Below are 23044 nucleotides of genomic sequence, written 5' to 3' on the forward strand. Positions count from 1 at the left end.
TTTTTATCACTTTCTGTTGATGTGTACTTACTAGAAGTTGAAGACTTATTAGAAATAAATAGTTCTTCAATTTTTTGCCAGATGTCCGATAGAAAACCCAATTGTTTAAATTTTTAGTTATTCAAATATATTTTTTAAGTGAACGATATTTTTAATTATTTGTATTGATTTATTTCTCCTAACTTCTTACTAGAATATACTATGTCATAATTCTATTTTCTATTTCTTTCATGTACGGAAGTGGTACATGACCTTTATTTTTAAGTATAAGATCAATGTCCGTTTCTAAATTATCTAAAGCTTCATTTGCGCGTGCGTTTGTCAATTGAATATTCATCCGTCTTCTAGCTTCTATAAGCGCATCGTATTCTGTAGGCGATGTCATAATTTTTATCAAACTTGGTATGATTTCGAATAGAACAAAAAGAATACGAATTCCCCAACTCATCCACCAAGTGCTTCCAGTTTCATCTTCTTCAACTATTTGATGCAGTGCTTGAAATTTTGAAAGGAGATCAAACTGCTGCCCTACTTGTTGTTGTTCGTAATTTTTCCCTGCTAAATCTCTACCTTTGGTATAATCATACTTTAAGAAATTATCTAATTGAGTCTGTGCACTTTTAACCGCTGTAATGTGTAACTCCATATTACGCTTAGCATCTCGATACACTTTACCTTCTCCTTTCTTACCGCTAATTCCACCTCCAGCTAATTCCTCTGTCATCAGTTTTGACCAGGATTCTACTTCTTTTTGAGATGTTTCTATCTTTTGTTCTAACAAGCTTCTTTTCTCGTCTAATTTGTTTATCGCCGTTTCTTTCTTACTGGTTTCTTGAAGGTTTTCAGATTTGTAGTTTTGAATGAGTTGCTTCTCTATTCGTCCTTCCAAAAGTTTTAACTCAATAGGAATAGCAACAATAACACCTATTACAATTGCCAAACACAATCTTGAAACTGCGGTTGCTTTACTTTTTGCAGCAACTACTTCACGGTCTATGGCAATAATCATCAATGCATAAAAAGTTCCCAATAATGGTGCGACTATAAACCCTAAGTTATTAAATCTGACTGTTTCGGTCTTCCAGTCGAATTCTGTAAACATGTTTAAAATTGCATATGTGCCTGAACAAAAGGCCAAAATACCTGTTAATAATACAAATAAGCCAAATCCTAATTGTGTATCTTTTGCACTTTTAGGACACTTTTCATAAATATCAGTATCTGTTTTTGAAAGAAAGAGTAGTAGTTTTCTCATACCTTATTAGTTAGATTTATAATGGGTTTTATAATGATATTGTGACGCAAATAGGTAACTGGCTTTTTAATACTAATAATAGTGATGTTGCCTTTGAATATATCTTCCAGCTTTAGAAGTGAGCCATACAGATAAGAGTTTTTCTTTAAGTTTTGAAATGGCAGAAAATTGAGTTGTTTTATGTTCATTACACTATTTTGATATAACATCATATTTCCCTTTAGTAATGATGACCTTTTATTTAATCCTTTTACTAAGTTTAGTTTTGGAGTAATTCCTAAAGTTTTATTCCTCTCCATTATTGCCTATTTTTTTGGTATCAGAAGCTGTGATTATTAATTTTGAATCAGTATTTGATATTCCTTTTAATCGATCACTTGACTTTTTCAGTTTTTTAGTTAATTCATCAACCAAATCATCATCATCTTCCATTAAAGCGAGTTTCAATTCTTCTTTAATTTGTTCTCGCTGTTCTAAAAATGCCATTGCGTATACATCATTGTCATTAAGATCACTATGAGATACTCTTTTTAGACGAGGCGCTTTTAATTGCAATCCAAATTCTTCAGTAATTATGTGTTGTGTATTCTCAAATAGAAGTCCGATTTCATAATCTAGTTTTCTCGTTTCAGCTGCTTCTATTAGAAATCCTGCAACTCGTTTTACTTCAAGTTCAATTTCATTTTTTATATGATCACTAATATCTTTATATTCTTCTATTGTTTTACCAAAATATTTGATGTGGTTTTTATGAAATACGTGCCAATCATTTACAACTTGGACACCGTATTTAATTTCGTAATGTGTATTTTTAGTTTTACTTTCAATTTTAACAATACCACGTTCTGCATAAAGCTTATCAAAGCGTTCTTTGAGATCCGTATTTAAAAAACTAATAGAAACTTTAAGGTCAGTTTGATCTAATTTGAACACATATATTAATTGCTTTTTTATCGTTGCCTTTAACGAGTTACTAACATCATTAAACTCTTTGTAATATTTTGCAGGATCTACATTTCTTAATTCTTTTCTAACTATTTCGAGCGTCATTTTTTGCACATCGTCAATAATCGACTTTCTGGGTTTTATATACTTTTTATCAATGCCATTTAGTTTCGTTCCTTTTCCTTCTATTGTAACACTAAGTTTGATTTTTATTTCAGCCTCCGAAGTTTCAAATGTGTCTTGATCTCCTAAATTGAAAACAAAACCGTCTAAAAAATCAGCAATTTCTTCGCTCGGAATAGAAATTATATGTTGAATAGAATACCCAATTTCTCTTACCGCTTCATCAAGTTTTGAGCTAATATTTCGCCTGTATCCAGATTTGAATTCATCTACGATATCTTTGAAAGATTTGTCAATGAGTTCATTTTGAATGATAGCATCAGCTTTTTGCTTGATCCAAGTTTCAGGATCGTCAATGTTTTTCCACGAATATGCTCTCACATTTATAAGATTTACAACAATTTTATTACGCACTTCAATGTGGTCATCAAATATTTGACACTTAGTTGCGTGTACTATTGTTATATGTTGAAGCGGGCCTTTATTACGGTTTCCTATGGGCGCAAAACTTATTCCTCTAATTCGGAATCCTTTTCGCTCTGCTTGGTATATGATTGTTGTTCTAAGTTCTTCTTCTAATCGAAAAAAGTCATTTGTAAAATTCGGATGCGCTTCAATAAAGTTGCGAATCCAACTGGTTATTATTTTATGAATAGCTTCTGAAGCATTTTTATTCTTTTTTAAGAATTGAATCACCTTTATGCCCTTTCCTTTGATACAACTTAACTCAAAAGACAATTTTAATTTTATTGTAGTTCCTTCTCGTGGATCACTTATTTCACACAGTAAGTTTTCAACCTTCGAAAATTCTATAAAGTTTATAATATGATAACTATACTTTTTTCCTAGAAACGAGCCTACCTTTACAGTAAAGTTTTTTTGATAAAACGGCTCGCCTGTTTTATCATTTACGATAATTAATCTTTCGTAGTTTTCATCAATCTCTATATCATTAGAAGAAACTGTTCGTATAATTTTTTCAAAAATATTTGGATCTATATTAGATTGTCCTGATTCCATAACAAACTTTTTTGGTCGTACCGTAAATTTTTTAGACATAATTAGTTTTTTAGCTGGTTTATAAGTTCAATGAGATAACCTCGTTTCTTTTTGAGCTTCTTTTTTTCTTTTATATCTCTGATTTTGGAGGCAGTTTTATTTTGATTTAGACGAATTTCTCTAAGATTTAGTAAAAGCTTTTTTAACTGCTCTTTCGACAATACTTTTAAAAGTATAGAAATAAGTATTTCTTTTTTTTCTTTTATCCGAGTATCTGGAATCTCAGATTCTTCAATACGACATAAAAGACTATACCAATAAGACATAATAGAAGCTAATTGATATTGAATTATCCTAGATCTAAATGTATTTTCTTTGTCCTCAAATAAAATGGCTGCATTAAATAAATTCTCAATAATAAATTCTAAAATATTTCCTGACTCTTCTAAATTTTCAAATAAGGCTTTGTAGACATCACTCTTAATCACTTGACTATTCAGTGAATGATATTTATCATTTTTTTTCTGCCTAGTTATAATTAGTAAGTACGCAGTCAATATATTTTTTTCTAACCTTGTGTAATCTTCTAATGAAGTAGTTATTTCGGGAAACCAATTTCTTATACCTGAGATATATTTATAAAAATTTAAAGGATCTTTTAAGAGTAAACTTATGAACTCATCAATTGCATAATCATTAACTTTGTGAGTTTTATGTTGTAACGAGATTTTATAGAATTCTAAGGAATTAAAAACTTCATTTTTAATTTGAAATTTGGTTAATATATTAAGAATTATATAGTGTTTATTAACTTCGAAAAATCTGTCAATGAAAAATTTATTTATCAACTCTTTAGACTCATCATTTTCATGTATTATTGCTAATAGATCAACGAATAAATAGGTGTTATCTTTCAGTATTTCACTTGCATTATACAAGTCTGCGCATATTGTATTTAATTTATCTATACATACTATTCTTAGTTCATAAAGTTCATCTAAAATTGATTTTATTGAAGTATTCTCAGGTAAGCTTTCTTCTTTATAGAAGAGAAACTTTATATATTGTGCTTTTTTTAGTTTTGAGTCATATTGTTGGTTGAAATTAATTGGATCAATTTCTTTCATCTTTCTTAGATAACCCTCTTGATCTTCGATGTTCTTATTCTTTTCGAGTTTATCTATCCTTTCATCTAAAATTTTGATATCTGTTTCAGTGTTGTATTCCAAACTCAGATACTTAGCTATATTTTTTCTTTGATTTTCTAGCTTTAATAACCAAATTTTTAATATTTCTTCTCCGTAATAGTTTTTGAAATAAATATTCAGTTTTGCTATTACTGGATGTATTCTATTATGTAATTGAAAAGAGATTTTAGTTGAGAACAACTCTTGCTTTTCAATAAATGTACGAGCTTGTTGATCTGCAAAAAGTGTAAATTTTTTGAATAATGTATTTTTACATGCATCCGCTTCATTTGTATTTTTAAAATCGACAAAACTCTGGTTATTTACATAGTAAGTCTCTAATCCACAATCATCTAATATTGAATCAGTATCTTCTTCCCAAATAGACAAAAGAGATATCTTTTTATCATTTACTCGTATTTTTTTCTTGTCTTTTATTAGAATAGTAACATACCTATTAAAAAGATCAGGTGGTAGTTCAGGAAATATAGTTGCAACAAATAATACGTATTTGCTAATGGGCTCTTTTTTATTTTTGAATATTTCTTTAAAGCTAGTTCTAACTTCATTTTTCTTATTTCTGATAATTGTATTGAAATTAGACTCTTCAATAATTTTATCTAAATCCTTTAGTAAGTTTTTATCGCCACTGCTCCAATAATCATCTTTTTGATCATTTCTTATAATACAAGCTTGGTCTTCTGAGATTTTATATTTTCGCATGTAAACTTCAAAAGCATCAATGATGTAAAAGTCAAAGGGAGATTGTATGAGGTAATTTTGATTTTCATGATAAGTCAAATAGATAATAAAAAAATCAAGACTTAATCTTTTCACTATATCATCTTTACCTCTACGACTTTTTTTACGCAATGAATTCAAAAGTGCTGGGTTTTTATTATTACGACTATCATAAATGAATAGTAATAATTTATCTGCTTTTTTTACAAGTGATTTGCGTCGGCAATCTTCAATGAGATGAATAATATCAGAACTTTCATACGTATCGAATGAAACTTCTTGTTTTTTGTATGTATCAAAAATTTTATCCTGAGCAATCGCATGTTTCAAACTATTGGCAATTTCTTCATGCGCACAGTTAACAATCAGAAAACTATTTTCATGTAAAGAATTGATACTTTCTTTACTTAGGTCTTGAACTCCAAATTTTATTTTATCCGTATCAATAGGATCCAACTGTGTTGGCAGTCCATTCCGTTCTTGCGCATAATTATAGGAATTTTTATTTATGGTATTGTGATCCCCGAATATGGCATCCTGCTCAAAAGTATTGTCATTAATTTCAATTTTTTCTTCTTTCTTTGGCTCATCATCAAGTTCATCCGGATTAGGTTCCGTTCTTGAAGGTTCTTTTGCTACTGGTTCGTCTTTTTCAGAAACTTCTGCATCTGAACTAGATGTTCCATCATCCACTTTTTCTGGATTGTTAATTTTAATTTTTCCCTTTTCACCTTCTTCTTTTCCAGTTTCAGGATTTGAATCTTCTGCTTGACCTTGAGGATCTTTATCTCCATTATTTGACATATTAACAGCTTATTTTGAGTTATTTTTATTTATCGTATTGTTGTTACCAAACATGGCATCTCCTTTAAAAGTATTCCCTTTTACTGTTAAAGTTTCATTGTCATTATCGTCTGTTGACTTATTTTTAGAAGAATTTTCATAATCTTGGTATGCGTATACTATTTCTTTTATTTGCTGTGCCAAATGTTCTGGATTATACTCCCACGGAAACTTTGTAATTCCCTTAAGTTCTTTATGAACTTCAGTGATAAGTGTTTCATCAATCATAATAGGGATGAGATATGCTGATTTTTCCATCATATACCTAGGTATAAATGCTTCTATTTCAGCTTGAACAAATTCATTTTCTGGATCTATATAATTTTTAGAAACTACAATAACTACACACTTCGAATCATGCCTGTAAATTTCTTGCAGTTCGTCTTTGAGTTTTCTTCCAAGCATTACTTCTTGACGTTCAGGGTAATAGTATCGAATCATTTCTGGTGCTTTTAGTTTCAAAGCTAAATAGATACTTAAGGCTATGTTTCTATCTGCTCTAGCAAAAGAAATTGCAACGTCGTGTTTGTATTTTTCTGCCATAATTTAAATGCTTCCTTTATTTACTAAATTCCAATAGTGCTGACCAAGTGCCGTTAATTTGCATGATTTTGATTCCATAGCTGCATCATACATATGAATCGCATTTACGGGAACGACCAAATTGACTCTATTGTAACGTTGCAACACATGAAACTTTTTTGAATGTTTTGGAATCATACTCTTGGAAGTATGTTCATAACTTGGGTCAAGTTGAAATTCAGCCGTTTTAGTTTTAAATAATTTCACTATACGTTTTAAATTCTTCAAAGAAATAGTAGGTTTTACATTTTTTAGGCTTATGAAATATTGAACATTTGTTTTAAAAATTGGACGTTGATCCCATTCGCCTAAAGATTGATCTATGTGTGCATATACACTACCAGGTGTTATTTGTCCTACTAGATTTGCTGCGCCACCATTAAGTGCATCAACCAATAAAGTTGTAAAAACTCCTGACCCATCGATTTCTGTTGCATATTGTTCTTCTGAAGAAGCTGTTAAGATTGTCATGCCTTCAGCTAATAATGCTTTATCATCAAAATCTCTTAGTGATCCTGTAATACCACTATGACAACAATCTAAAATAATTATTTTGTTTGTAGCTTTAGATTGATTCGCAAATATTAGAACATCATTTAATGATACTCCTTCGTGTCCTTTTTGATTGTTTGATGCCAATATAAAACCTCCTGAATTTTCAACATGACCATGCCCAGCAAAATAAAATAGAACAGTCTCTTTTTTACTTTCAAAAAGTTCTTTTATATGCTTTCTTAATGTATTAGAAGATAATTTATCATCTTCACTTGAAGAAGTTAATAGCTTAATTCCAAAATTTTTTGTTCTATCCCCATTTCTTTTCAATGTTGAAGCTACTGCTTCGGCATCATTTACAGCACCACTTAAGTTTTTATATTTCTGATAATAATCAATACCTACTATTAAAGCCTTCTTTGCCATATTATCTGTTTTTTAATTAATAATTAATTAGTTGAGATGTTTTCTAGTTTCACTAACATTACAAATATTTAATTTTTAATCCCCTATTACTATGGTAGTTGTATTGATATTGATATCATTAGAAGTAGGGAGAGCTTCTCCTGATTATTTTTTCAACTTTGCGTGAAAATTTTAATCATGAGACATAAAGTATTTATCAGTTATCATCATGAAAATGATTTCAGTTATCGAAAAAAATATGAAAAACTATTTAACGAAAAGTTTGACATACTAGATTCTCTTTCAGTAAAGCCTGGAGAAATTAAAGGAGTTAGCACAGAAGAATTTAGAAGATAAATCCGAGAGAAGCATTTGAGAGAGTCAACGGTTACTGCTATTTTAATAGGAGAAGACACTTGGCGTCGACATCATGTTGATTATGAAATTCATAATTCTTTAAAGCAAACACAAAATAACCTAAGATCTGGAGTTTTAGGAATTATTTCACCATTTTATGCTACATACAGTAAAAATTCATATGATGAAAAAACGATTCCTAAACGTTTGGCTCAGAATATATCCAATAGCTATGTAGCTATTAAATTTTGGCATGGAAATCCAGAAATTAATCAACAATGGATTCATGAAGCTTTTCAAAAAAGGAATAAAATAATTCCCATGAATTCTATGCCGCCAATGAAGCGAAATTGGAAAGGTGATAAATGGCAATAAGAATTGTTAATTATAGCCATTCTCTCTTGCATATATTATAAGTTCTTTAGAATTTTTAACACCTGTTTTTTCAATAAGATTTTTCCGGTGTGAGTTTATAGTTGACTGAGCTCTACTCAATTTTTCTGCAATATCAGGAGTTGACAAACCTTTGCCTATAAACTTCAATATTTCTTTTTCACGCTGCGTTAATCTTACTTCTCCATGAACATTCTTTGATCGGAGTCCAGCTATCAACGCATTCTTAACATCATCGCCTAAATATTCTCCATCATCATAAATAGTCTTTATTGCTGTGACAAGTTCTTCTTTGCCTTTGTTTTTTAAAATATATCCGTGTGCGCCTACTTCTAATATTCTTCTAATGAATTTAACATCCTTATACATGGTTAAAATAAGTATTTTCACTTTTGGAAATTCACTACGTATGTAATTTGTAAGTTCTACTCCATCCATTTTTGGCATATTAATATCCAAGACAGCTACATCTATATCATTATTTTGAAGAAGCGGAATAACATCTTTGCCATTATTAGCTTGTCCTATTACAGTAATGCCATCTTCTTCATTTATTAACGATATTAAACCATCAACGACTATTTCGTGATCATCGGCTATTATTATTTTTATCATAATTATATTTCTTTTATTGGAATATCTATGGATATACTTGTTCCTTTATTAATCATTGAATCTATATGTAACTCTCCATCAAGTGATTCCACTCTTGTAGCTACATTTTTTAATCCCATTCCTCTATTTTTTTTGTCATTTACATCAAATCCTACACCATCATCTTCTACGGATATATTTAGCTGATTTTCTCTACTAACAAGTTGAATTGTTATATTTTTTGCTTTCGCATATTTTAAGATATTGCTAATCAATTCTTGTATAATTCTATATATTGTAATTTCAACATCATTATCCAAACGATTGTTTAACCCATGCGCAATAAACTCTACTTCTATCTGATTACTTTCTTCTAATGTTTCTTTTAAATCTTCCAAGGCAGCGACAAGACCAAACTTAGTAAGGACTCCTGAAGCCATATCGTGTGATATTTTCCGAACCTCATCACAGGCGTTATCCAATAATTCATTTGCTTTTTCATATTGCTTTATGTTGGATGATTTGAGTTCTTCTATATTTTCTTCAACCGATTTGAAATGCACTTTTACCATCGATAAAATACTGCCTAATCTATCGTGTAAATCTCTTGCAATCCGTTGTCTTTCGCTTTCTTGACCCTCTATCATTGCATTGATAGACTTCATTTCTTGATTTTTTAATAACTCAGATACTTTTTGTTTGTCAATAATAGCCATATCAGCTTTCCGTTTTTGCTTACTTCCTCTAATAATTGCAATTAAAAGTAATATTAGTAAAAAAAAACCTATGGAAAGTGCATAATTCTTGATTTTCGAGTTATCTAATTCTTGCTGCGTAATTACTTTATCTTTAGCTAAGGAGTTCAACTCCATTTGTTCTTCTTGAAAATTAGCTTTTGTAATAATTGCCCTTTTTGATGTATCAAACATGCTCTCTTTTAACTTAACAAATTGATTTTTAAAACTTAATGCCTTATCAAATTCTTTTAACTCTGTGTGACTTAATGCCAAATTACCATATGCTTCTATTTGAACATTAACATTACTCGATTGCGCTGCTAATTCAAGAGCATCTGTGTAATAATCAACAGCACTTTCATATAATTCTTTCCTAAATTCAATATTACCTAAGTTACAGTAAGCCTCAGCTAGGTATTCTGTAAGATTATACTTTTTTATGATAACTAAACTTTTCTCGTAATACGATGTTGCTTCGTTTAATTTATTCTCTACATAATAAACAGCAGCCATCATATTATACAAGACTACATTCTTTTTTTCTAAGCCTAATTCGTCATTTAGTAATGCGGATTTTTTAGTATACTCAAGTGATAAAGCTATCTTATTCATTTTGAAGTACGCGATTCCTAAATTCATGTAAACATCTGTAAGTTCATAGACTCGATCAAATTCTTCCAGTATTAGTTTACTTTCCATCAAATATTTTATTGCAGATGGATACATTTCAAGATTGATATATAATGCTCCTATATTTGATAGCGAATAAGCTGTCTCGCTTTCATCATCTAATTCCTTTCTAATTTCCAATACTTCAAAATAATATTCCAGAGCTTTATCATACGCTCCAGTATTATTATATAACACTCCGATGTTGTTATTTATAGATGCCATTTGATATTTCAACTTTAAAGATTTGAAGTTCTCAAGGGCAGCTAAATAATAAGCAATTGCCTTTTCTGATTGCTTTTGTAAAGTATAAATTCTTCCTAGTTGATTTTGCGCTCTTCCTGTTCCGTATGTATGCCCAATGTTTTGCTCAATACTTAAAACTTCAAGAAAAATGTTTTCTGCTTTTTTAAGTTTATTTTGATTTGTGTAGATTGTTCCTATTCTGGTCTTACTTGTTGCATTACCTTTGAAATATAATATTTGCTCACTTATTTTTTTTGCTTCCGCAGCATATTTCAATGCCTTTTCCTCATCAATTCTAGTAAGCTCCCATGCCAAGTCATTTAATGTATTTACTCTCAAGGAGTCATTCTTCTGATTGGTTTGGAGCGTTACAAGCAAATCATCAATTGTTTGATTTTGTCCTATTGCTATATTCAGAAAGAAAAGAATACATACAATTAGAAATTTTATTTTAGTAGTTAAATACATTGAACAAATAGATAAATATTTAATAAATAATGCTTTACATCCTATAAAGATAATAAAGCATTAAGAGATATTTTATAATAAAGGTAAGAATTAACTTTGTTTTTTAGGATTTCCCTCATCTTCTTCTCCTGGCCTAATATCCTTTATGGTAGTTGTTGGTGTAACTCCAGGTTTAGGATTTGCTGGTTTCGTAGTTACTGGTTCTTCTTCTTTCGGCTTTGTAGTTTCTGTATTTTCTGTTGTAGAGAAACCTTTTCTAGAATTTGTCATAAATTAGAAGTTTTATGGATTAATAAGTACAAATATCGAATGATTTGGCTTAATAAAACTCCATACTATTTACGGTAATTGTATCATTACTAGTAATGACTAATCCTCATATTTTTTAAAACTTGTAAATGTTTTCTTTGAAAAATAATTAGGAGTCGTTTATCATCCAATGGAATGTCTACTTGCTTGTGCATATTTATATGAATACACAAAAAGTGGAGTGAAAAATTAAATAATTCTAACACCAATAATCTTTAAAACTGAAACAATCAACTCCACATCCTCCTCCAAAAAGTTCGAAATTCTTTTCTCCGACTCCACAAAAACCCTTGAAAATCATTGATTTACAAGGGTTTATTTTTTTAGGTGTCATTGTGGTTGATATAAATTACTTTTTTTAAGATTTGTTTGCAATATCACTTTATAAAAACATTCTTTTCACCACCTATTTTTTTCAATCTTTCAAGGTAACTTCTCAATCAAATAATCTAAAAATTTAGTGTAGCATTTTTTTGATAGTTATTAGCACTAGTGTCCACTTAAAATAAGCTGAAAACCAGTTGGTTAGTATTATTTTCATTGACATTATTGCAATCTGATTTCATAAGTAATTCATTTACAGGCACTTTATCTAGTAGTGATGCAGATAAAATTTGTAGAATTTCGTAGTTTGAACGATTAATTTTTAAATCTTTTGCGATTATAGAAACTAAACAGTAAGTTATGATTGCTACATTAATTTGGAAACGAACAGCGTTTTCCGATGTTCCCCAAAAAGTTTTAACTTTTAGGTGTTGTTTTATCCATTTAAAAAACAATTCTACTTTCCATCTTTGTTTGTAAAGTAATGCAATATCTTGAGATGGTAGTTCAAAATTATTTGTCAAAAAAGTTAGCATTTTTTTATTTTCACTATCTAAAAACTTGACTTTTCGTATCTTCTTAGGATAATCTTTCGAGGTGTAAAAACCGTCTATTTTACCTATTTGGTCATATTTAATTCCTGTTGTTTTATCTACTTTTTGAGAATACATTCTTTTGAATTTTACATTAGATTTTGCCCTAACTACAAAGTAGGCTTTAGCTTTTTCGATACGAAAAAGGCGTTCATAATCAACATAAGCACGGTCAAAAATGTAATAAGCAAACGGTTCATAATCTATAACATCCATGGCATTAATGTCGTGAACATTTGCTTCTGTAATATGAATAAATACGGGGATTTGAGAGTTAACATTAAATAATGTGTGCAATTTTATTCCAGCTTTGGTTTTACGAAAATGAGCCCAACAAAAAACACTTAAGCATAAGTCTATCGTTGATGAATCAAAGGCATAAATATTACCTTTTATATCAAAAGGAGTATTGTTGTTTTTATCTTGAGCAATCAATATTAAATGATTGGCAAACTCCTCAAATATTTTGAAATTGCGATTTTCATTAGCCTTGGATAAATTGCTACGAGTTACGTTTTTACCTAAACCTAAATGGTAGGATTTTGATTGATGTGCTTCGATAACAATTATCAAATCTCTCAAGCTTTCTCTAGCAGAAAGTTGTCCAAAAACCATTCATAATAATTGGTTCCAACAAGTAAAATGTTTGACAGATTTATTGCCAAAATATTTACTAGTTAACCTATCAAAAACGCGCTGGGGAAGAAATTCGACCAGTTGAGAAAAGACATATTTACCCTGATTCATATTCGTAATATTTGAACTACGAACATAATAATCATTTCAAATCGTCACGCTCAAAAATGACACTTAAAGTACAGATTTACAGTAATTTCAAAGAACTTATTTTATTTTTTAGTGGACACTAGTGAGTTATTAGTTTTACAGAATCTTTTAATAAACCAACTAAATCATCATTCATAGAAATAAAAAAGAACTACTTATAAAAAATCACAACCAATATCTACTATGATAATTACCAATCAAAAAAAGATTGTTTAGCAAACTTGGGTTCTCTTTTTTACTTGTGCATCAACTTATGAAATAGCATAAACCTTTCTTACAATTCATGAATCACGAAGTTTCTTTTCTTTTCTTTCTTCCATATTCCCTATAAATTCAATACTATTAGACAAGGAAGCTAATACACATATTTATTACCAGAATTATGACAAGAAAGCCCAACAGAACCTGTTGGACTTTTATATGTAAAAACAATATTTTATGTGTAAATTAAAAATTATAAAATTGAGAATGCGTAAGTAATTTCTAGATCTTCACGCGTACAAGTTTCTCCTTGATACGCAGAGCATTCTTCTTCTTCTTCATCTATATAATATCTATTGCTTCCGGCAGTTAATATACGGTTTCTATAATATGAATATGTTCCAGAGGTATGATTGTATTCTTGTACTACTATTTCATAATTGACTTGTACATTTCTGTTTAAATTTGATAAGGTAGTATAGCTTCCATCTTCAAAAACATCAACAAAAACGTTATCCAATACATACCACTCATTATTATCGTATTCAGTAAACTCATTTACAACATCAATACGCAATGCACGTGGAAATAAAGCTCTAAAGGCTACCAAATCGCCTGTAGAAAAAGCATTTCCGCCGCGAGCTGTATGCCACATAATAGAACCTGTATCATTCGCACTTGTTCCAGGAATGTTTACTGCGCTACCTTCACCATTAGCACTCCAATCCGTGTGTCTGAATCCTACGCAATGTCCAAGTTCATGAATAACTACGTTTCTTCGTATAGTTGCGCCGAAAGCTCCTAAAGCATCTACATTTAACGTAACCGTATTAAATACGCGTCCGTTAGATGGAAATCCTGCGCGTCCTAATACGTTTGAAGATTCTACTCCAAAGTCACTTCTAATAGTAATGTCTGCCTGATTGGCATTGGTAACACGTACAAAGAATAATGCACAATTATTAATACCATTCAACTCAGTAATAGCGTTTACAGCATCTGTGGTCAAAGTGGTTCCAACAGAATTGTCTATGAACACATTGATACGCATTCTGTTTAACGATACTAATTTCCCAGTATTAAAAGCTTGTTCTGTATTGCTTCCAGTATCAGATAAATCGTAATCGTTAATATCTTTACTATACAATAAATCTGGCGGCGCCAAGAAATGATCGTTCGTTTCATAAATAGTGCCTTTTTCATAACCTCTACTATATAATAATTGTACAACAGGATGATCGTCTGACGCTAATCGTTTAAAATCTGTGCGTTCAATAGGTGCGATTGCTTCTTCTTCAAGCAATTCTTCTGTATCATGTTGGCAACTTACAAATAGGAATAAGCCAACCAATACATACATAATGTCAAATGTTAATTTTCTTTTCATAGTTAAGTAGGATTTGTGATTGTTAAAATATTTATTTACTAAAGGTATGAAAACAAGTAAGTGATCACTTACGGAAATACCATAAATAAGGTATGAGAAACGATTCGTTTTATCTCAGAAAAATTCCTTATGAACTCATGATTTTTTAGCACGAATGAGTTAATATAAGTATTGTCGGTTTTTATGTAGTTTTTGACGCCCACACTTTGAAGAAACGAAATTGCTTTGAATATTCAGCACTTGGACAAAAGACCAAACAAACTTCTTTATTACCTAAAGTAGATTCAAACAACCGTAAGAAATCACAGGTATTCAGTCCTTACAAAGAAAATCTTGAAAACGTACTTTATCTTCCTTTCTTTGCAGTTAATCTGATATGGAAATACACTATTTTAAAAAAAAAGACGTTACTTTTGTTAAATATATGAAATGATATCATCAGAATTTTAAAATTTCGATTTCAAAAAAAAGATTTCTCACAAACACAATTCTCCCCCTAACTTGCTGTTTTCTTATTAGTACTTACTTTTTCAAACGAAGATGATTTTTTTCATTATAATGAATAAACAAAATCTAGTATCAAAAAAACAATAAAAACCTTTAAACTGTTGATATTTAAAGACGCTAGCTAAATTTCAAAACCTAGTTATACATCATTAAAAATCAAAAAAATAATAATTTATGAATTTTAAGTTTTTTATCTATAAATAGAACATATAGCTGAAAATTAAATACCCAAAAGACGCTGATAAAAACTAAAAAATTTGCACTGAAAATTCATAAATTATTAAAAATCAGTAGCTAAAATTATTTTTGTGAGTTTTTTTTTATACATTTATGCTGTGAAAATACAAAATACCATATTATTATTTTTCATATTTACTTTTACCTTACAAGCAAATACTACGGTTGAAACAAACCGTACAAAGAAAAATATTAACGCAACAGTAATCGCAACCGATCAAGGAACTAATACAAGTTCATTGGTAGCACCAACTATTGCTAATGATGCTGAAGGCGGCGGAATTACTGCCGATAAAGGAAGTTTGAATTCTATTTTAGGATATTCTATACTTATCTTCTTTTCTGTGTTAATCATTATATTGATTGACAACAGAAACCTAGAGAGACGCTATAAAAAGTTAGCTTCTGACTTTAACAATAAAGAACCCATATTATAAAAAATATACAAACAAAAAAAGTCGAATATTGCTATTCGACTTTTTTTATGCGGTATCATGAAAAATCTATTTGATTCCTTTAATGATATCATATTTAGTAATAATATGATGTTTATTGTCGCCTAAATCTACCAATACGGCTTGATTATCTTTAGTAATTAATTTAGAAATTTCATCAATAGAAGTATTCTTATGTACTATTGGGAAAGGTTTTTGCATAATATCAGCAATGTACATATCTGCAATATCTTTATTCTCCATAAATTTTGCAAACAACGCCGTTTCGTCAATAGAACCTACAAAACCTTCAGCATCAACAACTGGAATTTGAGATATTTTGAATTTACGCATACGCTCAATTGCATGCGAAACCAACTCTCCTGTTTTTACAGTAACCAATGGTTTATCATCATGATCTTTAATCAAATCGGCAGCCGAAGATATTTCTACATCTAGAAATCCGCGTTCGCGCATCCAATCGTCATTAAACATCTTTCCAACATATCTACTTCCATGATCGTGAAATAATACTACCACTACATCGTCTTTTGTAAAATGTTCTTTTAATTGCAACAAACCTTTAATGGCAGATCCGGCAGAATTTCCTAAAAACATACCTTCTTCCTTTGCCAAACGTTGCGTATAAACCGCAGCATCTTTATCGGTTACTTTCGTAAATCCATCAATAATATCAAAGTTTACATTTTTTGGTAAAATATCTTCTCCAATTCCTTCCGTGATGTACGAATAGATTTCGTTTTCATCAAAAATACCTGTTTCATGATATTTCTTAAACACAGAACCATAGGTATCAACGCCCCAAATTTTAACATTCGGATTTTGTTCTTTCAAGTATTTTCCAACGCCTGAAATCGTTCCGCCAGTTCCAACACCAACAATAAAGTGCGTAACTTTTCCGTCGGTTTGCTTCCAAATTTCTGGACCTGTACTTTCGTAATGTGCTTTTGCGTTACTCGGATTATCATATTGGTTTACATACCAAGAATTTGGAGTTTCTTCTCCCAAACGCTTTGAAACTGAGTAATACGAACGTGGATCATCTGGCTCAACAGCAGTCGGGCAAACCACAACTTCTGCTCCAACAGCACGTAAAATATCTATCTTTTCTTTCGATTGCTTGTCTGCCATTACACAAATAAGCTTATATCCTTTAATAATAGCAGCTAAGGCTAATCCCATTCCCGTGTTTCCAGAAGTACCTTCAATAATAGTTCCGCCAGGCTGCAAACGTCCATCAGCTTCTGCATCTTCAATCATCATTAACGCCATTCTATCCTTTACAGAATTTCCTGGATTAAATGTTTCGTATTTTGCCAATACCAAAGCATCAACATCTTTCACTAAAGCATTCATTTTGACCATTGGCGTATTTCCAATAGTTCCTAATATATTTTCTGCGTAGTCCATTCTTTTGTTTTGAAGCGACAAAGATACAAAGTTCTATTTATTTTATAGTATACAATCTTCAAAGTCTTGTTAATAGTAGCGTGTTGATTTTACTGAAATTTAATTGCTTTTACAGGCGTGATTTTGGTGATGATATACGAAGGAATCAACAACATTAAAACGCACAATACCAACGTTCCAATATTGAGCGCCAAAATATGCCAAACCTCTATATGTGTTGGAATAATGGCGGTATGATATTGCTCAGGATTCGGAAATTTTAGCAATCCAAAACTACGTTGTATCCAAATAAAAGCGATTCCAATAAGATTTCCCCAAAGCAATCCAATTCCAATCAAATATGCAGCGTTGTACAAAAATATTTTTCGAATACTCCAATTGCTACTTCCAAGCGATTTTAAAATTCCAATCATGGGCGTTCTATCTAAAATCAATACCAAAAGTGCGGTAATCATATTAATTCCTCCAACAATAATAATAATTCCAATAATGAGAAATATATTGACATCAAACAGTGAAATCCATTCAAAAATAAACGGAAATTTACTAATCACGCTTTGTGTATCTAAATTTGGAGGAATCACATGATAAATTTCTTCATCCTTTAGTTGAATCTCGTCAAAACTATCCAGAAAAACTTCAAAGTTTCCTATTTCGCCAGCTTTCCACTTATTCATTCGCCGAATGTGTCGAATATCAACCAACATCACATTGGCGTCAAACTTCTGAAAACCAGAATCATAAATTCCAACAATCTCAAACGTTCGTTCGTTCGGAATTTCATTTGTATTTTCTTTCAGAAATAAAGATTTAAACGTGTCGCCAAGTTTCAACTCTAAGCGTCTTGCCAAATATGCTGAGATTAAAACTTCTCTATTTTCACGTTTGTCAGAAACGTTTGGAAATCGTCCTTCTTTCAAAAAATCAGTAAAAGCTTCCCAATTATAATCGGTTCCAACACCTTTTGCCAACACACCTTCAAATGTTTTTTCTGTGCGAATAATTCCTGCTTTTATAGCAACTGCTTGAATATGTTTAATGCCTGAAACCTGCGTAAAATCTGGGTAAAACTCTTGATTGGAATCCAAAGGCGTCAACGAAACTTCTGAATCGTTATTATCAAAATTGGAGATTTGAATATGTCCGTTAAACGCAGCAACTTTTTCTTGGATCGTTTTTTGCAATCCCATTCCCGTAGCAATCGCAACCATCATCATCACAATACCAATAGCAATTGCTGCAATTGCAATTTTAATTATTGTTGCTGAGACACTACTTTTATACTGTTTAGCCTTAATAATACGTTTGGCAATAAAAAACTCGTAATTCAAATTAAAGAATGGTTTATAGATTTCTCAAAAATACATTTTTATTGTTGTTATTAATTGGATTTTTCTCAAGATGTCAATCTAATTAACAACAAACACACCTGAAACTCCTTTTTTCAATAAAGACAAGTTCTTTTCAAAACTCGCAGGAACTGACAAATTTCAACAACAAATTGAAGCAGGATTATCGGAATCGGAAATTAAAGCAACTTGGCAAAAAGGTTTAGAAGATTTCAGTAAAACAAAAAGTAAGTGTTTAATTTACAATTAAATGATTGAAGAATTGAAAGACTCAGAAACTTCTAAAAACTAAAAAAAGCGAAGATTTCTCCTCGCTTTTAGCTTCTTTTTCGATAACAAATATATCTTATGGACAGTTACAATCACATTCGTAAATCCCTACGGTATTTGGATCACAGATTGCCGCTGCTTGCCTAGGACAAACATCCCAACATGATTCTCCTCCACCTCCATTAATTTGACTTTGAGTTTTTTTACTTAACTCTTCTGCACCTTTTACTTCTAAAATGTTCTTTAACATAGCTTTGATTTTTTAAATGGTTAATAAAACTAATCTTACAATTAAAGTAATATATAAATCATATATTTAGCTACGGTAAAACCTTTGTTAACTTATATTTAACATTTTTATACTCAACTTATTGATCGATTTAGTGATTGAAAAACTCAAAACCAACAACCAACAACCAACAACCAACAACCAACAACCAACAACCAACAACTCACAACTCACAACTAAACTTTATTCTTAGCTTCAATCCACATTGACATATACTTTGTACTATTTGCAGTGTGCAATCGCAACAAACTTCCCATAAAATTTTGTGTTCGGTGCGTTTCTAAATTTTTGATTGTGATCTGAATTTTTTCTAAAAGCTGCCGCTGAAATATTTCTTTTTGATAACGTTTTGCGAGAATTTCAAAACCATTTTTTTGTGATTGTAACCAATGCCTTTTGTTTGTGTATAATTCCACAGCTTCGTTGACGAAGGTTTCTATATCGTCTGAAACAATTCCGTTCCAAGGTAGATTTCCATGCATTCCTTCTGCGCCAATTTTTGTGGTTACACAAGGCGTTCCGTTTTGCATTCCATCAATCAGTTTCCCTTTCAATCCTGCGCCAAAACGAATTGGAGCCAATAAAATTCGAGCATTCGAAATCACTTCAGAAGCACTTTCTGCGCGACCTTTGACATAAAATTTTTCTTTCGGCTGATTCAACTGCAAACTATTTTCCTTTGCATACGAACCATATACGTGCATTTCTATTTTGGGTAATTTTTTCCGTAAGATTGGCCAAATTTTGGTTTTTAAATACAACACCATATCACGATTTGGCGCATGCAAAAAGTTTCCGATTGTCACAAAATGATGCCGTTCTTCAAAACTTGGTAATGTATCTATTTCTTGTTTTGAAACTGCTTCAAGCATAAACGGAATGTATAACAATAATGAAGCATCAATCTTGAAATCGTTCACTAAAATATCAAGTTCAACTTCCGAAATCAATAACGAAATGTCACAACGTAAAATACTTGCAATTTCACGTTGCGCCAATTGATAGTTTTTTAGCATATCAATATGAAAAACGTTTCCATCTTTTAATGCTTGATGCCGCGCTTTTCGCAAACTGTGTAAATCTTCTGTGTCTAAAATTCGCAAGGCATTTGGGCAATTTTCAGAAACACGCCAACCAAATTGTTCTTCCATCATAAAACGATCAAACAGTACAATAGACGGATTGAGTTTTTTAATGTATTTATCAAAGCTTGAATCGTTAATCTTAATAGTTTTCGTAGCAATATCTAGCTGACGCAAGTCAAAAGCAAATTCACTTTTTGCGGCTGGACATGCAAACGTGACTTTCCAATCATTCGCTCGAAAGAGCTGTAATAATTGCAACATACGTGTTCCTGCCGCAGAAGAATTTGGTTCTGGCCACACATACCCAATCACTAAAACGTGTTGTTGTTTCATATACATAAAGATTTCAACATATTAGGATAATCCGTGACAATTGCGTCCACGCCAATATCAAGTAAATATTGCATCTCCTTTTCTGAGTTTACCGTCCAAGGTATGATGCGAAACCCACATTCTTGATATTCTTTGGTGTTTTCTTCGTTGAGTAGTTTATAGTATGGACTTATTATTTGAGGTTTAAAACTGAGTTGTTGTAATTTTTCAGCAATAGTTTCGTGTTTGTTTACCAACAAAGCAATGCGAATTTTAGGTGCTTGTTTTTTAATTTCTTCCAATATGCGAATATCAAAAGCTTGTAAATTCACGCGCATTCCCAACTCATTATCCTTTAAAACTTCTACTACCAAACGAACAAATTGAGAAACATTTGGTGTATAAATTCCGTCGTATGCAGGCTCACTTTTGAATTCAATATTGTATTTAATCTGTTTGTTAGATCGTGCTTCTGCCATCGCAATCACTTCTGACAACAAAGGTTTGACAACTTTTATATTTTTTTGTAAAGGAAATTTTGAATTCTTTTTTGATCCACAATCGTATTGACGAATGCTGTCGTAATTCATTTGATAGAGATTATACTTTTCTTCATCCTTTTTGGAAATTGAATTTCCTTGAAGGTCTAAAACAATTTCATGATTCATAAACGGTTCATGAGAAACGACTACTTTTTGATCTTTAGAAACAGCAATATCCATTTCTAAAGTGTGAACGCCTAAATCAATCGCTTTTTCAAATCCTATGATTGAATTTTCAGGTAATAAACCTCTGCAACCGCGATGTCCTTGAATTTCTGTCATTTTCTTATGATGTGCTTGAGGCGAGCATCCAACACAAGAAAAAGAATGCTACGAGTTGAAAAATTGTGTTTGAAAATTTCATGGAAAAATTATTCATCAGCATTGAATGTTGTTGGCGGACGATATTTGTTGAAAGGAATTTTGAGTAAACTTTTTAAGTTGGCATTTTCAGTTGCATCTGGATACGTATCAACACCATAAACTAATGTTTTTGGATCTTTTACAGCGAATGTTCTAAAAATATGATCCCAAATTGAAAAGATATTTCCATAGTTTGTATCTGTATATGGCAACTGATGATGATGATGTACTTTATGCATATTTGGCGAAACAATTACGTAGCTAATCCACGTATCAACACTTTTTGGCAATACAATATTTGCATGATTAAACTGCGATAAAACCACTGAAATTGATTGATACAACATAATAATTGCAACTGGCGCACCAACAATGAGTACACCAATTAGCGTGAAAACAAATCGGATGACACTTTCGCCTGGATGATGTCTATTTGCAGTTGTTGTATCTACATGTGTGTCTGTGTGATGTACTAAGTGAAAGCGCCAAAATACAGGAACTTTGTGTTCAACATAATGTGCCAACCAAGCGCCAAAAAAGTCTAATAAAGCAACGCCAATTAATACAAACCACCAAGCTGACAAGTCTGGAAATTGAAGGTCAATCCATTGTAAAAGCCCAAATTTATTAGCTATCGTCCATTCTGAAGCTTTAAAAAGTAAAAACGCCAATAAAAAATTGACAACAATCGTCGTCAACGTAAAAAAGATATTAATACCTGCGTGATGTATTTTTTTATAATTGAATCGAACTAAAGGAATCATATATTCAATGAGCCAAAAAAAGGCGATTCCGCCAACTAAAATAACACTTCTGTGTGAAGAAGGAATCGATTCAAAATATGATAAAATAGTTTCCAAAATAGTAAGATGTGATGGGTTTTACAAAGTTATAAAGATACGTTTTTCTGAAAAGTATAAAAAACTATCGTTTTGCTTTTTCCTCAAGTACACTTTTTAATTTTTCCATAATGTTATACGTTGCAGGACAAATGGAAATATTATTCATGGTAATTTCAGAAATCTTGTGGAATTTTTTTCGATTGGTATGCGGATATTCTCTACATGCTTTTGGGCGAATATCGTAAATCATACATTCATTGTCGGCTCCTAAAAAGTGACACGGCGCAGTTTGTAATACATGATGATTATCTTCATCAAAAAATAAAAATTGACTGATAAATTGATACTCTTTCATTTTAAAATGCTTGGAAATTCGAGCAATATCAGCGTTTGTAAAGATCGGACTTGTCGTTTTGCAGCAATTTCCACAATCCAAACAATCCGTTTTTTCAAACTCTTCTTCATGCAATTCCTGCATGATATAATCTAAGTTTTTAGGTGTTCTTTTTTTCAGCTTCGCGAAGAATTTTAGGTTCTCTTTTTCTGCATCTTTCGCCAGTTTTGGAAGCTCATTGATAAAATCCTGCATGTGTGATTTCGTTTGCTGACAAAAATACATGATAATTTTTTGATTTGTTGGGTAACAAAACATTTAAAAGAGTACTTACTTGTATAACATCAGAAAAACATACACTTATTTTCAGATGTGAAAAAATGAGAATGCTAGGTTTCTAAAGTTGGGGG

20 protein-coding genes and 2 pseudogenes are annotated in these 23044 nt (G+C 31.1%); 4 read left to right on the forward strand and 18 right to left on the reverse strand.

The annotated features are described in order from the left end of the window. Positions 1–199 precede the first annotated feature (199 nt). From IMCC3317_RS08705 to IMCC3317_RS08730, 6 genes are read right to left on the reverse strand one after another with little or no spacing between them, the layout of a single operon-like run. A complete protein-coding gene (locus tag IMCC3317_RS08705; RefSeq protein WP_160129132.1) occupies positions 200–1255 on the reverse strand; it encodes a DUF4407 domain-containing protein in 1056 nt (351 codons plus the stop codon). Beyond that, entirely contained in the window at positions 1252–1554 is a 303-nt protein-coding gene (locus IMCC3317_RS08710; protein ID WP_160129133.1) for a hypothetical protein, read from the reverse strand. The genes IMCC3317_RS08705 and IMCC3317_RS08710 overlap by 4 nt, the downstream gene beginning before the upstream one ends. Further along, entirely contained in the window at positions 1541–3382 is a 1842-nt protein-coding gene (locus tag IMCC3317_RS08715) for a hypothetical protein (RefSeq protein ID WP_160129134.1), read from the reverse strand. The genes IMCC3317_RS08710 and IMCC3317_RS08715 overlap by 14 nt, the downstream gene beginning before the upstream one ends. A gap of 2 nt (positions 3383–3384) precedes the next feature. Further along, entirely contained in the window at positions 3385–6054 is a 2670-nt protein-coding gene (locus tag IMCC3317_RS08720; protein WP_160129135.1) for a hypothetical protein, read from the reverse strand. Between the two features lie 9 nt (positions 6055–6063). Then, positions 6064–6636, reverse strand: coding sequence for a toll/interleukin-1 receptor domain-containing protein (locus IMCC3317_RS08725; protein ID WP_160129136.1), 573 nt, complete (start codon positions 6634–6636; stop codon positions 6064–6066). A gap of 3 nt (positions 6637–6639) precedes the next feature. Beyond that, positions 6640–7596, reverse strand: a complete 957-nt coding sequence (locus IMCC3317_RS08730) for a caspase family protein (protein ID WP_160129137.1) — start codon at positions 7594–7596, stop codon at positions 6640–6642. Between the two features lie 177 nt (positions 7597–7773). Between IMCC3317_RS08730 and IMCC3317_RS23675 the strand changes: the two genes are divergently transcribed. Further along, positions 7774–7932 carry a TIR domain-containing protein gene (locus IMCC3317_RS23675; protein WP_228055004.1) on the forward strand — a complete coding sequence of 53 codons (159 nt, stop codon included), beginning with the start codon at positions 7774–7776 and terminating at the stop codon, positions 7930–7932. A 15-nt stretch (positions 7933–7947) separates the two neighbouring features. Beyond that, entirely contained in the window at positions 7948–8307 is a 360-nt protein-coding gene (locus IMCC3317_RS08735) for a TIR domain-containing protein (RefSeq protein ID WP_228055007.1), read from the forward strand. 6 nt (positions 8308–8313) lie between these two features. Here IMCC3317_RS08735 and IMCC3317_RS08740 read toward each other — a convergent pair whose 3' ends face one another. The 5 genes and pseudogenes from IMCC3317_RS08740 to IMCC3317_RS08760 form a co-directional block, all read right to left on the reverse strand. After that, a complete protein-coding gene (locus IMCC3317_RS08740; protein WP_160129138.1) occupies positions 8314–8940 on the reverse strand; it encodes a response regulator transcription factor in 627 nt (208 codons plus the stop codon). Between the two features lie 2 nt (positions 8941–8942). Beyond that, positions 8943–11039, reverse strand: a complete 2097-nt coding sequence (locus IMCC3317_RS08745; protein ID WP_160129139.1) for an ATP-binding protein — start codon at positions 11037–11039, stop codon at positions 8943–8945. Positions 11040–11129: 90 nt separating this feature from the next. Then, entirely contained in the window at positions 11130–11309 is a 180-nt protein-coding gene (locus tag IMCC3317_RS08750; RefSeq protein WP_160129140.1) for a hypothetical protein, read from the reverse strand. Positions 11310–11848: 539 nt separating this feature from the next. After that, positions 11849–13012, reverse strand: a pseudogene (locus IMCC3317_RS08755) (IS4 family transposase). A gap of 493 nt (positions 13013–13505) precedes the next feature. Next, positions 13506–14639 carry a M57 family metalloprotease gene (locus tag IMCC3317_RS08760; RefSeq protein WP_160129141.1) on the reverse strand — a complete coding sequence of 378 codons (1134 nt, stop codon included), beginning with the start codon at positions 14637–14639 and terminating at the stop codon, positions 13506–13508. 815 nt (positions 14640–15454) lie between these two features. Here IMCC3317_RS08760 and IMCC3317_RS08765 point away from each other — a divergent pair. After that, complete coding sequence (locus IMCC3317_RS08765) at positions 15455–15820, forward strand: hypothetical protein (protein WP_160129142.1); 366 nt, start codon at positions 15455–15457, stop codon at positions 15818–15820. A gap of 66 nt (positions 15821–15886) precedes the next feature. On the opposite strand, the gene IMCC3317_RS08770 is transcribed toward IMCC3317_RS08765, so the two are convergent. After that, positions 15887–17248, reverse strand: coding sequence for a pyridoxal-phosphate dependent enzyme (locus IMCC3317_RS08770; protein ID WP_160129143.1), 1362 nt, complete (start codon positions 17246–17248; stop codon positions 15887–15889). Positions 17249–17337: 89 nt separating this feature from the next. Beyond that, complete coding sequence (locus tag IMCC3317_RS08775) at positions 17338–18579, reverse strand: ABC transporter permease (RefSeq protein WP_160129144.1); 1242 nt, start codon at positions 18577–18579, stop codon at positions 17338–17340. A 124-nt stretch (positions 18580–18703) separates the two neighbouring features. Here IMCC3317_RS08775 and IMCC3317_RS08780 point away from each other — a divergent pair. Further along, positions 18704–18847 (forward strand): annotated as a pseudogene (locus IMCC3317_RS08780) (DUF1343 domain-containing protein); the annotation flags it as partial. 96 nt (positions 18848–18943) lie between these two features. On the opposite strand, the gene IMCC3317_RS08785 reads toward IMCC3317_RS08780, so the two are convergent. From IMCC3317_RS08785 to IMCC3317_RS08805, 5 genes are all read right to left on the reverse strand, one after another. Further along, on the reverse strand, positions 18944–19117 hold the full coding sequence (locus IMCC3317_RS08785; protein WP_160129145.1) for a hypothetical protein: 174 nt from the start codon (positions 19115–19117) through the stop codon (positions 18944–18946). Positions 19118–19332: 215 nt separating this feature from the next. Further along, entirely contained in the window at positions 19333–20574 is a 1242-nt protein-coding gene (locus tag IMCC3317_RS08790) for a glycosyltransferase (protein WP_228055009.1), read from the reverse strand. After that, positions 20571–21377 (reverse strand): glycerophosphodiester phosphodiesterase family protein, encoded by an 807-nt coding sequence (locus IMCC3317_RS08795; RefSeq protein WP_160129147.1) that lies wholly within the window; start codon positions 21375–21377, stop codon positions 20571–20573. Before IMCC3317_RS08795 ends, IMCC3317_RS08790 begins: the two co-directional genes overlap by 4 nt. 89 nt (positions 21378–21466) lie before the next feature. Then, positions 21467–22318: a sterol desaturase family protein gene (locus IMCC3317_RS08800; protein WP_160129148.1), complete on the reverse strand. Its 852-nt coding sequence runs from the start codon at positions 22316–22318 to the stop codon at positions 21467–21469. Between the two features lie 64 nt (positions 22319–22382). Further along, a complete protein-coding gene (locus IMCC3317_RS08805; RefSeq protein WP_160129149.1) occupies positions 22383–22889 on the reverse strand; it encodes a YkgJ family cysteine cluster protein in 507 nt (168 codons plus the stop codon). Positions 22890–23044 lie beyond the last annotated feature (155 nt).

This window comes from Kordia antarctica (genome assembly GCF_009901525.1).
GTDB lineage: Bacteria > Bacteroidota > Bacteroidia > Flavobacteriales > Flavobacteriaceae > Kordia > Kordia antarctica.